Below are 14,191 nucleotides of genomic sequence, written 5' to 3' on the forward strand. Positions count from 1 at the left end.
TCCAAATAATGAAACCTTGTTTTACATATTGAAAACTACACATCGAATCGGCTAGAGTTGTCAACAGATTCCTGCGGGGAGGCGGGAATAAGGGAGGGTACGGACAAGACATGTCTGGAGACGGAACAGTCGGAAAAGCATGTGAAGTGCTGGATCAGGTTGCGGCCTTTAATCGCCCGGTCCGCTTTGGCGAATTGCTCGACAGCAGCAATTTCCCCAAGGCCACGCTCTATCGATTCCTACAAACCCTGACCAATCAGGGCATGCTATCTTACGACGCCGAACGGCAAACCTATTCTCTGGGAATGCGGCTCGTGCGACTGGCCCATTCCGCATGGACCCACAGCTCGCTGGCCCCCGTTGCCCGCCCATATATCGACACACTGTCCCATCAACTGGGTGAAACCGTGCACCTTGCCCAACTCGACAGCTCTCAGGTGCTTTATGTCGACAAACGCAACGCACACGAACCGGTGGAAATGTTCTCACAAGCTGGCAAAGTCGGCCCGGCCTATTGCACAGGCGTCGGCAAGGCGATGATGGCTTATCTGCCCGAAGACGCGTTAGCACGCACCATCTCGCAACAAAGCTTTCATCGTTTCACCGACCAGACTTTGTGCAGCGAAGCGGATTTGCGCGCCGAACTGTCCGCAATTCGGGACCGCGGCTATGCCTTTGACCGCGAAGAACACGAGCCCGGAATTATTTGCATTGCCGCGCCCATCCTGACCGAAAACGGGCGCATGCTGGGTGCATTGTCGATCACCGGCCCCACCAACCGGACAAACTATGACCAACTCACAGAATGGGCGCCCAACGTCACAATGACCGCCGCCCAAATCGGACGAGAAGCCCAGAACTGGCGATTCCCCGAATCCCAATCAAACGAAAAGGCAGCATCATGACAGGCGTAACTCTTCAGGGTGCGGTCAAGCGCTACGGCGAAATTCAGGTCATTCACGGTATCGACCTTGATATCGAAGATGGGGAGTTTTGCGTTTTTGTCGGCCCTTCGGGATGCGGCAAGTCCACCCTATTGCGAATGATCGCAGGGCTCGAAGAAACCTCAGAAGGCGTTATCAGTATTGGGGCCCGTGACGTCACACATCTTGACCCGGCCAAGCGCGGTGTTGCGATGGTGTTTCAGACCTACGCGCTTTACCCGCATATGAGCGTGGCCGAAAACATGGGCTTTGGCCTGCGCATGAACGGTGTGCCCAAAGCAGAGATCAACGAGAAAGTCAGCAAAGCGTCGGCCATTCTGAAGCTTGACCAGTATCTCAAACGCAAACCCAAGGCGCTTTCGGGTGGTCAACGCCAACGCGTCGCCATCGGGCGCGCCATTGTGCGTGGCCCCGAGGTGTTCCTTTTTGACGAACCACTGTCCAACCTCGACGCAGAATTGCGCGTCGACATGCGCGTGGAAATCGCCCGCCTGCATCAGGAAATTGGCGCAACCATGATCTATGTGACCCATGATCAGGTCGAAGCCATGACGATGGCCGACAAAATCGTGGTGCTGCGCGATGGCCGTATCGAACAGGTCGGCGCGCCTCTGGAACTTTACCGCAATCCCGACAATCGGTTTGTCGCAGGTTTCATCGGCTCGCCATCCATGAACTTTCTGGAATGCGACGTGGTCGACGGCGCGCTCGTGCATCCTGCTTTGTCAGCCCCCCTGACTGTCGACATTCCCATCCCTGCCGGCGCCACCAAGGTCACGCTGGGCATTCGCCCTGAACATCTGGAAATCGACAAGAGCGGTGAGCAGTTGTCAATTGAACTGACCGAGGCATTGGGCGGCGTATCCTATTGCTATCTGTCGACGGCGCAGGGTGAAAAACTGATTGTCGAAGAACGCGGTGACGCGCGCAGCATTGAGGGCGAGAAAGTCGGCCTGAACGTCCCCCCAAACCGGGCGCTTTTGTTTGACCCGGATACAGGCCTGCGCATCCGCTGACGCGACTAACGGGCCACTGGCCCCTTTTTTGCGCCAGCTGGTCGCTCTTGAATTCCGGCGAAACCAAACCGATGCAATACCGACGTTATACCGACGCGTTGCCGATCCCGAAAATCGAACGATCTCTCACGCCTCGATATCCGAGCTTGCGCACCATTCAAACAACGCTGCTTCTTCGGCAGCGACCCGCGTTGCAAGCCCCGCCGCAAAGGTTTCAAACTCAGGGATAAGCCCCTGACCAACCCCAACCAGCACAGGCACGCCCAGCTCCAACGCCGTCCCAATCACATCGCAAAACCCCCGCCCTGCGGCCTCTTCCGGGCCGAATTTGTTCAGGATAAACAGATCCGCCTGATCCAAAGCACTGGCTTCCACGCGCGCGACGGACGTTGCAATCGCACCCGGATCCAACCGGCACGCACCCGATCCATCCCCAAGATCCTGCGTGATCTTGACGCTCGGCCCCGCAGGCAAAACCCGCACTTTCATGTCGCATCCGTTTTCAAACCGGCTGTCAAATGTCGTGTCTTTGACAATACCTGCCAAATTACGACCATCGCTCTTTAACCTGTTGGCAAGCCCGGATAAAAGCGCATCCGTTTCACCCGGGATTTGCGACGAAACATAGCCAATTCTCATGATTTACCCTCCTTACTGACCCGCATCTTCACCGGACCAGTCAACCCCGCGCGCCCCGGTCAGGAACCCGTCAGACAAGCGCACAGGGGCGTCACCCTGCTTGCTGAACGTCGCAATATCGGCAGGTTTAATCTGCCCGTCCAGCAGTTGACGGTACATTGCGCAAAGCTGCGAAAAACCTTGAGACTGCGGTGAAAGCCTCAGTGCCTTAACCCCGGCATTGCGCAAGTCTTCGACCTGATAAGCCGCGCAGGCATAGCTGTCAGACAACGTCTGCACGCCGTTCATGGCGAGAAACGGTTGGTCCTCCATCGTGCGCACGTCCAGTCCATCAACATCGTCTTCGCAGGCAAACTGGCAATTGTCTTTGGTCCGCCCATGCATCCGCGCATGATAACAACGCCCCGAAATCGCCAACGGCAAACGCCCATGCCCCCAGACTTCAATCACCACCCCAAGTTCGTTGCCCCTCCGCGCCAGCGTCGTCACAGAGTCCAACGGAAGCTCGGGCGGTAAACACACCCGGGTCGCGCCGCGCGCCGCGAGCCAGCCAAGCGTGCCCTCATTATAAACATTCACCAACGGACCTACAAAAAACGGCGTATTTTCAGGCAGATAACTCAGCGCGGTCAGGTCGTTAATTTCAACCTCTACGCCCATTTCTGCCAGATCAGCGGTCTGCTTGCGTTCCCGTTTCAAGGTCACAAGCGCAAGGCTGCTCAGCGCCACTTGCTTTCCGGCCTCCGCCAAAATGGACACGGCTTCGGGTATGCGGTCCTGATAAAATGGCAGGCGTTTTGAACACACAACTTCGCCAAGCACCACGCGGTCCACCGGGGATTGCACCAGCTCTGCATAAGAGGTGCTCCAGCGGTCGGCAGACCAGAAAAACTGGTTGGGTCCAACGGTCAATTCCATGACTTATCTCCAGGTTTTCTTATAGGCGCCGGTGGTCATCGCCTGACCCTCGGACAATTGCGCCAGCATCCCCGACGGCATATCCCGTCCGGCCTCTAACGCGTCCACGGCGGCGCGGAAATTACGCACAACTTGCGCCACATAAGACCGTGACCGCTGCCGCCCCTCGATCTTGAGCGCCGTGACACCAGCCTTTTGCAATTGCGGTATCAGTTGTTCCGCGTTCAGGCTGACAGGATCTTCAAACAGATATCCGGCCTTGTCGCCTGCGCCAAAACACCCTTTGCACAACGTGGGGTACGGCGCGCTCTCGCCGCTTTTGGTACGGTGGATTGTATACCCCCCCAATTGTGCATCCAGCACGCCATTCTGCTCGCTGTATGCAACATGGCTCGCGGGTGAACACACCCCGTTCATATTGGGGGACAGGCCCGTGGCATAAGAAGACAAAGAACAACGCCCCTCAGCCATCACGCACAGACCCCCAAAGACAAACACTTCGGTTTCCGCCGAGGTTTCCGCATTGATGGCGGCGATTTCTGGCACTGAAAGCACACGAGGCAAAACAACCCGCTTTACATCAAATGTTTCCGCATAAAAATTGATGACGTCAGCATTGGCTGCAGCCGCCTGAACCGACAGATGGCGGCGCAGGCCCGGATGGTGTCTGGCGGCATAATCCAGCAGGCCGATATCAGCCAGAATCACCGCATCCGCACCACATCTTTCGGCGTCCGAAATAGCGCGATGCCAGATTGCTTCATCCCCGGCACGCGGAAACGTGTTGATTGCCAAAAGCACCCTGGACCCATGTTTGTGGGCAAACTGAATGCCCTCACGCATTTCGGTACGGTCAAAGTTCAGCCCCGGGAAATTGCGCGCATTGGTTTCATCGTTGAACCCGCAATACACCGTGTGCGCCCCGGCCTTAACGGCGGCCCGCAAGGATGCCGGCGTACCAGCCGGGCAAACGATTTCCATCACCATAATCCGGCCTCCTCGGGTCGTGTCAGGCACACACCTGTACGCCGTTCCGCAAAATTCATCGCCCAACGCAACGGCGCCGCAAACGGCCCGGAAAGCTGCGCAACCTCTTCTGACAGGTCAAGTTCGGCGTCATCCACAGCATTGCGCAGCGCAAGCGCCGCAGCCGTGTCGCCTTCGATCACCAGATCACGTGAAAAGAACAGCGCATCACCATCAAACGCGCCATGCACCAGCCCCAACAAGGCCGCCAGCGGTCCGGCAATACGTGCCGCCCCGTCGCCCTGTCCGCGTGACACCCTGACACGCGGTTTACCGCCATTTGGGTTCAGGCAAACCACAATTGGCAGGTCAGTCGGATCAAGCACAAACGGCGTGTGGTCATACTCTCCTAAACGTCGGAACAAACCGGGATGAGATTTGGCCACGCGGCGACTGTAGGCTGTCAGTGAAACAGAGATCGGCGCAAGCGGCAGCACCCGAAGCGCCATCGCGGCGGCTTTTGGGACTGTTGGGATCAACGGGGAAGTGTCGGACACTCACATTTCCTTTGTCGATGAACATTATGTGCGTTTCTGCCTACGCCTCTGTTGCGGCTTGGGAATTGACGATGGTCAATTCTGGTCTGCCAAATTGCTGTTAGGCGCTTTCCCCGATGCCATCGGGAGAAAGACCGTACGTACCCTGCCCCCATATCCCAGCCTGCGCAGCTTCCTTGATCACTTGGACGCCTCTGGTGAAGTGCGCGAGATTTCTGACAAGGTGTCGGTCCTTCATCAGATGACCGCAGTGCACCGGGTCGTGCTGGAAGCGGGCGGACCGGTCTTGCGGTTTAATCGTCCGATTCTGAAAAATGGCGCCGTATCGCCTATTCCGGTTGTCACCAACCTGTTTGGCACAACGTCCCGCGTCGCTGCAGGCTTGGGCGTGCAACCAGATCAGCTTGACGACCTTGGCCAATTCCTCGCGGCGCTCAAATCACCAACCCCACCCAGCGGATTGCGTGACGGCCTTTCAAAATGGCCCATGCTTAAGGCGGCGCTCGCGACGCGCCCAAAGCTAGTCAAAAAGGCCCCGGTTCAACAGGCCACACAGCTGGACAGTGATGTCGATCTGACATCGCTGCCTGTTCAGACCCACTGGCCCGGCGATGCAGCCCCCTTGATCACATGGCCAATTGTGCTGACCCGGCCCCATGACAGCTCTGCCTCAGACGTCAGTGCTTATAATGCGGGCGTTTACCGCATGCAGGTATTGGACAAGACCAAGCTGATCATGCGCTGGCTGCCACATCGCGGCGGGGCAAAACACCATCAAAACTGGGCAAAAGCGGGCGAAAAAACACCGGTGGCGGTTGTGCTGGGTGCAGACCCCACCATGCTATTGTCTGCCGCTTTGCCCTTGCCCGAAAACGTCTCTGAGCTGACCTTTGCCGGGGCCCTGAACGCGACCCGACCCCGGCTGGTGCAGGCTAAATCCATTCCGATGCAAGTGCCCGCAGATGCCGAGATCATTCTGGAAGGATGGGTAAGCCCCACAGAAACCGCGCCAGAGGGACCCTTTGGCGATCACACCGGCTATTACAACAAAGCCGAACCCTTTCCCGTGATGCATGTCACCGCGATCACACATCGTGAGAACCCGATTTACCTGTCAACCTATACCGGTCGCCCGCCTGACGAACCCGCCATCATCGGAGAGGTTTTCAACAAGCTGGCGCTGCCCACGATTCAAGATCAGATACCGGAAATTCACGACATCTGGCTGCCCCCGGCCGCGTGCTCGTACCGTATGGCTGTGATCAGCATCAGGAAACGCTACCCCGGTCAGGCACGGCGGGTGATGATGGCTCTCTGGGGTATGCTGCCTCAGTTCAGCTATACCAAGATGATTGTTGTCGTTGATGACGACATCAACCCGCGTAACTGGGATGACGTGGCATGGGTGCTGGCGACCCGTATGGATCCGGGACGGGATGTCATGCTGCTAGACAATACCCCAATGGATTATCTGGATTTTGCGTCCCCCGAACCGGGTCTTGCAGGGAAAATCGGGCTGGACGCCACCACGAAGATCGACAGCGAAACACACAGGGACTGGGGCAAAGTCATGCACAGCGCGCCGGATGACATCGCCTTTGCGATGGATATTGTCGCGCGAAACCTGCCGGGATTGAACAAATGACCTGTCCACGCGTGATTCTGGGGGTCTCTGGTGCGTCTGGCGCTGCACTGGCTCTGTCTGCAGCGCGCCAGCTTGCCGGTATCGGTGCAGAAATCGACCTTGTGGTCAGCCGCGCGGCAAGACTCACGCTCACACAGGAATGCGGCGCCGACGCCTATCAATGGTTACAGGCGTTGGCGATCCGGTCACATGACATCAACAATATCGGGGCCAGCATCGCATCCGGGTCTGTTCCGGTTGCCGGGATGATCGTTGCCCCGTGTTCCATGCGATCCCTGGCGACCATTGCACACGGGCTAGACGACAATCTGCTGACACGCGCCGCCAGTGTGCAGCTCAAAGAACGACGCAAACTGATCCTTCTGGCGCGCGAAACGCCTCTGACGCTGGCGCATCTTCGCAATATGATCGCTGTGACAGAAATGGGCGCCACCGTTATGCCCCCTGCCCCGGCGTTTTACCTCAAACCATCTGGCATTTCAGATGTCGTTGATCAGATCGCGGCGCGGGCCATTGACCAACTCAGAATAGCAACGCCGATATCACAGGCCTGGTACGGCTGAGCGCAGAAAACGCCATGGAGTGACGCACGTTATGCGTGATGGTCGCACCAGCGATACCCAAAGCGATCGCATCACGTCGGTCTGCTGATTACAACTGCGTGCCTTTGAATTCAATGCAACCGTACCTAGGCTGGTGCACCATTGACATGGTCTAAATAATTGTCGTCTTACCAAGGAAATTGCTCGACCCGCGACAGACTTTCTGCCGCCGCAAATCCTGGCCAGAGTTGATGTTGTTGCCGGACAGCACACCGTACCGGTGGTCGTAAGCCGTGATGCCTTTGAAGAATTTTTCACCCAGTTCGAAGGTGCCGAAATAAATTTCGGCCAAACCAATCGATTTCGTCTTGAGTCAAAAAGCGTTGGATCAGAATATATCGCACCCGCGTCAGAACAGCGACTATATCTGACCTGATCGACAAATAGGCCTGAACCCGATTTTTGACTTCCGATAGATCGGCGCCGCTATCCAGCACCGTGACGCTAAGTTCAGCTGCTAGGCCATCTGCGAAGCTTTGGTAGCTCTGCGCCAGTGTAGGCTGCTGAATAGAATGGCCTACTCAAAGGAGCGATATGAAACCGCCACCCTTTGCCAGCAATTCAGTGACAACACCCGTATTTCATTCAGGCTAAACGACCTTCATATGCGCGCCAAAATCACATGCTTGCTCGGTAGGGCCCGTGTTCATGATGATCACGTCAACACCCGGTGCCACGGCATTCTCATTTGGCCGCTCAACACGTCATAAATTGTCAGAGTGTTGATGATACCGTTCGGGCCAGACGCTGCTGCTTGGCCAATGTTACGCGCCTTTCGGCAAAACGTCGGTAGGTTGGTTCGGGTTGTCAATTTCCACCTTCGCTTGCTCACCAGCAAGAGCGATACCTTATTTGAAAGTGTTCCACCATCTGTCGCCGTCAGGCGCATGACTCACCAGAGTACATTTCTCGCTTTTCGAACAGGCCGCCGGAGCGACGATCACAGGCTAATTGGCAACGACAGACGCTAAGGCACGTTTCTTTTGACCAGATTTCATAGTGTCTTCCCAAATTTCACTATAAATGGTGAATGAGCTGTGAACCCAGTTCTTCGAGGCATTTCAAATCATTAAGAAAAACCTTTTTGCAACCGGTTGCAGTAAATCACGCACATTTTTTTTGCTGCAGCGGTTGGAAATTCCCGATAAATGAACAGGTGTTGAATTTGGGAGCGAATTAGACATGGCCGTAACATTGAAAGAGGTTGCAGAACGCGCGGGAGTTTCGCGATCCGCTGTTTCGCGAACCTTCACCGATGGCGCGTCTGTGTCGGGCAAGATGAGACGCAAGGTCGAAAAGGCAGCGCGTGATCTTGGTTACAGCCCAAACGCACTGGCTTCTTCACTCACAACCGGGCGTACAAAACTAATCGGACTCGTGTCCAACAACTTTCACAACCCAATCTTTCTCGAAGTCTTTGACCTATTTACGCGCGCACTTCAAGACCGCGGCTTACGCCCGTTGCTGGTAAACCTTACAGACGAAACTGACCCGGCCAATTCGGTACGCATGTTACGCCAGTACTCAGTTGACGGGGTAGTTGTCGCCTCTTCAACTTTGCCGCCAGGGTTTTCCAAGTCATTTCGAGACGCGGGCGTGCCGGTTGTGCATTCGTTTGGGCGACACACTTCAAACCCGCAGGTTCATGTCGTTGGTATCGATAACGTGGAATGTGGGCGCATGGCCGCGCGAACGTTGATCGCACGTGGATACAAAAACGTCGCGTTTATGGGTGGCCCGCAAGATGCAACCTCGACGCAGGACCGCCTCAGAGGGTTTGTATCCGAGATGGAAACACGCCCAGACATCCAGGTTTCTTATACATTTGCCACCGCTTATTCCTTTGAGGCCGGGCGAAAAGAAATGTCCAAACTGATTGCTTCAGGACCGGCACAGGCCTATTTTTGCGGCGACGATGTATTGTCGATTGGCGCGCTATCTGCTGTGGAAGAAAGCGGTCTGAACGTGCCCGATGATATAGGCATCATCGGGTTAAACGACATGGAAATGGCCCGCTGGGAAAACATTGACCTGACCACGATCAGGCAACCCATCCAACAGATTGTGAACTCGTCGATTGAATTGGTCGTTGCGATGCTGGACGAGCCGGATCGCTATCCGGAAGCGCGACTTTTTCCATGTTCCATTGTGGAGCGCGGCACTTTGCGTGAATTTCCCGTGTCTCAATTGGAAACCAAGACCGGTTAATTGCCATCCTTAAAGCGCTCGAATTGGTGACCTTGGTACCGCCTGCGATTCAACCCAAAGCCGCAGATCGCCGATATCGTTGGCTCTTGATGTAGGAGTTGGACCCGCCATCAGTTGGTCAGATCAATAGTCTCATTCGCAAACTCCACTTCTCGACATTGGACCAATTGTACAATTATTGAGCAGCACTTGGCGTCCAGCAGCAATCCAAAGCAAAGCACGTGAAACGGCAAGGCCCGGAACCACCCGCCAGAGATTTGGTTCCACCGGGACCTATCAAAATCATTATTACCCACTCCTATTGCCTTCGTTGCTCCCGTGAACGGTTACAGGTCGGACGGGCATCGCCCCTCACCAACCAGGTTGACCACTGTTCAAGCCAATTTCCGAGGCCTCGCCGACACCTCGCGATCATTTGAACCGACCAGCTGCCCAAGCACTCACGGACATTGGGTGCCTTGTTTTAGGTCCCTGTTTTGACATCACACCGAAAAAGACAATTCAATTAAACCAATGCATGACACGTGATGCGCACAGCGCATGAGCATCTCTCTGGAAGGTGTATAACACATTCATTTAAAATAATTTTTTCCATGCGAGCATCCATGACCGCAACAATCTGAAGCTCGCTCTCCGGGCAATCCGCTACTCCAAGGCAACTTGTCAGGATCTATTGCCATCCCTGCACACTCCAATCGCAATTTCGTCCTCAATCCGAACCGATTATCCCGCAGTCACTCTTGCTGCCGGAATCGAAAGGCCACGCCAGAACTTGCTCTAAAACTGATTTCAACCAGACTTCCTTGCGACGTGTTACTCTTAGTTCATCGCGACCAGATCGGAGGCGATCTCCTAAAAGCAAGGTCAATGCACACACCCTTCAAACCAATTCCCAACGCAAGCTACATGCAACACTTACCGCTCAAGATGTATTCGCTGCACGTCCGGCGACCTTAACTGTCTATCAAAGGCAAAAATGGCCAGTCATTCGGGCGGCACTGCAGATTGGCCGGGTTTTCGCGCCGGGTAGCTCTATGCGCGCCTTAATCTTGAAGCATACATCATGCCCTTTAAGGTTGCGCGGATAGTCCATTTTCTGGGGCACGTGCAAAGTGAGCATTGCACCCCGACGATCCGCTGAAACAGATTCCCGAAGTCGGACCTTCATTCAGAGACCGGCCATGTCTGCCACACCCACACAATGCAATTTTTGGACGCTCGCAGAACCTTTCAGGACCACTTTTCGAAAACCCAAATCCCATTTTGTCAAACCGGGCGGACCCGACCAAACCCGAGGAGCTTCAACTTCTTAAGCACAGCATTGATTGACCCAGCTTAAGCTCATCCGATCCTCGAACCATGCCATGTGAACGATATCCCGGCGAACGCTCGCGGAATGCCGATCAATTAGGCTTACTCCCGCGGCACTCTTTGGGAGCTTCTCGCCGTCAACTTTTGGCCTACACAAGCGCATATAACGTGTGCCCATGTCGCTTTTGCAAATTGCTACACCTGCTCATCTTGTCTATGTTTTACGCTGCCTCATGTGCTGTCGAAGATTGCCCCCCCCCCGATATCCGGCAACTCCACGAACGCAAAGAACGACTACTTGGGCATTTTTCACAAAAATCAGGATTTGTGTTGGAGTGAGTCGCGCCCCAATTCCTCAGTTTCGAACAGCGATTCCTCTTCCGGCATCAACTTTTTTTCATCTTCGTGCGCTCGTGAGCGAATTTCAGTTTGCAACCGGTTGCAAAACTTGTATCGTGAGAATCGAACACATCCAAGCTGCATTCGGCGCACAGGCGCTCTTTCCTCAAAGGCTCAGGCAGATATGACACTCAATAACGACACACTTCAGCTCACCACGGCTCAGGCCATTATCCGCTGGCTTTCCAACCAGTATATTGAAATCGATGGCGTCGAAATGCGCGTTTGCGGCGGCGGCTTTGGCATCTTTGGACACGGTAACGTCACCTGTCTCGGAGAGGCCCTGAACAATGTGCGTGAAGAATTGCCACTGTACCGTGGCCAGAACGAACAAAGCATGGGTTTCGCCGCAGCTGGTTATACCAAGCAATGGCTCAGACAGCGTTTTATGTTCTGTACGGCCAGCGCAGGCCCCGGCACCTCTAACCTGCTCACCAGCGCCGCGCTGGCGCATGCCAACCGTTTGCCGATGCTGCTTTTGTGTGGTGATACTTTCCTGACCCGCCTGCCCGACCCGGTCTTGCAGCAGATGGAAAACTTTAACGATCCCACATTTGGTGTGAACGACGCGTTTAAACCTGTTGTGCGTTACTGGGACCGGATCATGCACCCCGCGCAGATCATTCAATCGCTGCCCAACGCCTTGGCGACGATGCTTGACCCCGCCGATTGCGGACCTGCGTTTCTTGGCCTGCCTCAAGACGTGCAAGGTTGGGTCTATGATTATCCGGCCGTCTTTTTTGAGAAGAAAGTGCACCGCATTCGCCGTCAAACTCCAGACGCGCTGGAAATTGCAGACGCAGTTGCAGCCCTGAAAGCCGCAGAACGCCCGATGATCATCGCCGGTGGTGGTGTGCAATATTCGCGCGCGGTTGCAGAGCTGACAACATTTGCCGAAACCCACAATATTCCGGTGGTCGAAACCATCGCGGGGCGGGCGAACCTGCTGGATACACATCCGCTGAACATCGGTCCGATTGGTGTGACAGGTTCGGATTCGGCCAATGCGGTCGCCGAAAAAGCTGATGTCATTCTGGCCGTTGGCACACGACTGCAGGATTTCACAACAGGGTCCTGGACAGCTTTTGCCAAGGACGCAAAACTGGTCGCGATCAATGCCGCGCGCCACGATGCGGGCAAGCACATGTCACTGCCAATTGTGGGCGACGCAAAGCTGAGCCTCACGGCACTTGGTCAGGCACTGGATTACCAAACGCCACAAGACTGGGTCGATTTCGCACAGACCGAACGCAACACCTGGCAGGCCTATGTCGAACAGAACACAGGTCAGGGCAACGGACCGAACTCTTATGCTCAGTCAATCGGCGTCGTTAACAAACTCTGTGACAAACGTGACCGCGTGGTTGCAGCGGCCGGCGGGTTGCCTGCTGAGTTGACCGCGAACTGGCGCACGCTCGACATCGGGACCGTGGACGTGGAATTTGGGTTCTCATGCATGGGTTATGAAATCGCTGGTGCCTGGGGCGCCCGCATTGCGCAGGCCGAGCAGGAACCAGATCAGGACACGATCACATTCTGCGGTGACGGCGCCTATATGTTGATGAACAGCGACATCTATTCTTCGGTGCTGAGCCAGAAGAAACTGATCGTCATGCTGCTCGACAATGGCGGGTATGCTGTCATCAACAAGCTGCAGAACAACACCGGCAACGAAAGCTTCAACAACCTGCTGGAAGACTGCCCGACCATTCCGGAACCATTTGCTGTGGATTTCGAAGCACACACCGCCGCGATGGGTGCCACTGCGGAACGGGTTTCCAATCCGGCAGAAATGGAAGACGCCTTTAAACGCGCCAAGGCATCGGACAAAACCTATGTGATTATCATGGATGTCGATCCCTACGAAGGATGGACCAAACAGGGTCACACATGGTGGGAAGTCGGAACGCCGCACATCACCGAAGATGAAAACGTCCGCAACGCGCATATCGACTGGGAATCCAGCCGCGCCAAACAACGCAAGGGCGTATAATGAACACTTTGATTGACGGAATTCGGCGCAACCGCTTTGCCGTATTTGGACGGGCGGGCATGGATATGTATGCCGACCCTGCTGGCGTAAAAAGCGAACATGCAGATACGTTCCGCGCCGATCTGGGCGGCTCGTCTGCGAATATCTGCGCAGGTCTGTGCAAACTGGGGGGCGAGTCAGCACTCGTCACCTCGGTTTCAGACGATGCGGTGGGGCGGTTTTGCAAAAACAAGCTGGCCCATTACGGCGTCGACACGCGCTATGTTCGTGACGTGGGCGGCGAAAGCCGCACATCGCTCGCGGTATATGAAAGCTGCATCGAAGACTTTCAGAACGTGATTTACCGCAATGGCGCTGCTGATTTTCAGGTGACCGAAGCTGAAATGGACGCGGTCGACTATGGCGATTTTGGCGCCCTGATCACGGCTGGAACAGTCTTTGCCGCAGAACCATCGCGCAGCGCCACGTTCCGGGCGTTTGAAAACGCACGCAAGGCGGGATTGCCGGTTATCTTCGACGTGGATTACCGCCCGTATTCATGGCCTTCCCCCCAGATTGCTGCCGATGTCCTGTCACGAGCGGGCGATGAAAGCGACCTGATCGTTGGCAACGACGAAGAGTTCGGCTTTATGGCTGGCGGCATAGACAAAGGCATGGATAAGGCGCGCGAACTGGCAGCCAAACCCGGACGCATGGTGGTCTACAAGATGGGTCAGGAAGGCGCGGTCACGTTTGCCGATGGGGCCGAAATCCGCACTGGCATCTTTCCTGTCACCGCAGTGAAACCCAACGGTGCAGGCGACAGCTTTATGGCTGGGCTTCTGGCTTCGATTGCAGACGGTCATGACCTGCGCACATCTGTGCTGCGCGGATCGGCCTGTGCGTCTATCGTCGTGTCCCAACCCGGCTGTGCCGGTGCCATGCCAACAACTGCGGAGCTCGAAGCCTTTCTGGCCTCGCACCCCGGCCCGACTGAGTGCTGAATAAGGAGCT

Annotated in this window: 12 protein-coding genes; 7 read left to right on the forward strand and 5 right to left on the reverse strand. The window is 55.6% G+C overall.

Annotation, left to right across the window (positions count from 1 at the left end; genetic code table 11):
• Window positions 1–110: 110 nt before the first annotated feature.
• Both ABJI08_RS07490 and ugpC read left to right on the forward strand, forming a co-directional pair.
• Window positions 111–905, forward strand: a complete 795-nt coding sequence (locus ABJI08_RS07490) for an IclR family transcriptional regulator (RefSeq protein WP_348401197.1) — start codon at window positions 111–113, stop codon at window positions 903–905.
• A complete protein-coding gene (gene ugpC, locus ABJI08_RS07495) occupies window positions 902–1,960 on the forward strand; it encodes a sn-glycerol-3-phosphate ABC transporter ATP-binding protein UgpC (RefSeq protein ID WP_348401198.1) in 1,059 nt (352 codons plus the stop codon). Before ABJI08_RS07490 ends, ugpC begins: the two co-directional genes overlap by 4 nt.
• A gap of 126 nt (window positions 1,961–2,086) precedes the next feature.
• Here the strand turns inward: ugpC and ABJI08_RS07500 are convergent, their stop codons facing one another.
• From ABJI08_RS07500 to ABJI08_RS07515, 4 genes are read right to left on the reverse strand one after another with little or no spacing between them, the layout of a single operon-like run.
• Entirely contained in the window at window positions 2,087–2,599 is a 513-nt protein-coding gene (locus ABJI08_RS07500) for a DUF2478 domain-containing protein (RefSeq protein WP_348401199.1), read from the reverse strand.
• A gap of 12 nt (window positions 2,600–2,611) precedes the next feature.
• Window positions 2,612–3,517 (reverse strand): U32 family peptidase, encoded by a 906-nt coding sequence (locus tag ABJI08_RS07505; protein WP_348401200.1) that lies wholly within the window; start codon window positions 3,515–3,517, stop codon window positions 2,612–2,614.
• Window positions 3,518–3,520: 3 nt separating this feature from the next.
• Complete coding sequence (locus ABJI08_RS07510; RefSeq protein ID WP_348401321.1) at window positions 3,521–4,498, reverse strand: peptidase U32 family protein; 978 nt, start codon at window positions 4,496–4,498, stop codon at window positions 3,521–3,523.
• Complete coding sequence (locus tag ABJI08_RS07515; RefSeq protein WP_348401201.1) at window positions 4,498–5,040, reverse strand: SCP2 sterol-binding domain-containing protein; 543 nt, start codon at window positions 5,038–5,040, stop codon at window positions 4,498–4,500. The genes ABJI08_RS07510 and ABJI08_RS07515 overlap by 1 nt, the downstream gene beginning before the upstream one ends.
• A gap of 94 nt (window positions 5,041–5,134) precedes the next feature.
• On the opposite strand from ABJI08_RS07515, the gene ABJI08_RS07520 reads away from it, so the two are divergent.
• The gene (locus ABJI08_RS07520; RefSeq protein ID WP_348401202.1) at window positions 5,135–6,685 is read left to right on the forward strand and encodes a UbiD family decarboxylase; all 1,551 of its coding nucleotides are present in this window, start codon (window positions 5,135–5,137) and stop codon (window positions 6,683–6,685) included.
• Window positions 6,682–7,248, forward strand: a complete 567-nt coding sequence (locus ABJI08_RS07525) for a UbiX family flavin prenyltransferase (protein WP_348401203.1) — start codon at window positions 6,682–6,684, stop codon at window positions 7,246–7,248. Before ABJI08_RS07520 ends, ABJI08_RS07525 begins: the two co-directional genes overlap by 4 nt.
• A 151-nt stretch (window positions 7,249–7,399) precedes the next feature.
• On the opposite strand, the gene ABJI08_RS07530 is transcribed toward ABJI08_RS07525, so the two are convergent.
• Complete coding sequence (locus ABJI08_RS07530; protein WP_348401204.1) at window positions 7,400–7,579, reverse strand: hypothetical protein; 180 nt, start codon at window positions 7,577–7,579, stop codon at window positions 7,400–7,402.
• A gap of 890 nt (window positions 7,580–8,469) precedes the next feature.
• Here ABJI08_RS07530 and ABJI08_RS07535 point away from each other — a divergent pair.
• The 3 genes from ABJI08_RS07535 (at window position 8,470) to iolC (ending at window position 14,181) form a co-directional block, all read left to right on the forward strand.
• Window positions 8,470–9,495: a LacI family DNA-binding transcriptional regulator gene (locus tag ABJI08_RS07535; RefSeq protein ID WP_348401205.1), complete on the forward strand. Its 1,026-nt coding sequence runs from the start codon at window positions 8,470–8,472 to the stop codon at window positions 9,493–9,495.
• Between the two features lie 1,834 nt (window positions 9,496–11,329).
• The gene (iolD, locus tag ABJI08_RS07540) at window positions 11,330–13,198 is read left to right on the forward strand and encodes a 3D-(3,5/4)-trihydroxycyclohexane-1,2-dione acylhydrolase (decyclizing) (RefSeq protein ID WP_348401206.1); all 1,869 of its coding nucleotides are present in this window, start codon (window positions 11,330–11,332) and stop codon (window positions 13,196–13,198) included.
• A complete protein-coding gene (gene iolC, locus ABJI08_RS07545; RefSeq protein WP_348401207.1) occupies window positions 13,198–14,181 on the forward strand; it encodes a 5-dehydro-2-deoxygluconokinase in 984 nt (327 codons plus the stop codon). Before iolD ends, iolC begins: the two co-directional genes overlap by 1 nt.
• Window positions 14,182–14,191: the final 10 nt, after the last annotated feature.

This window comes from Shimia sp., assembly GCF_039969785.1.
Taxonomy (GTDB): domain Bacteria; phylum Pseudomonadota; class Alphaproteobacteria; order Rhodobacterales; family Rhodobacteraceae; genus Shimia.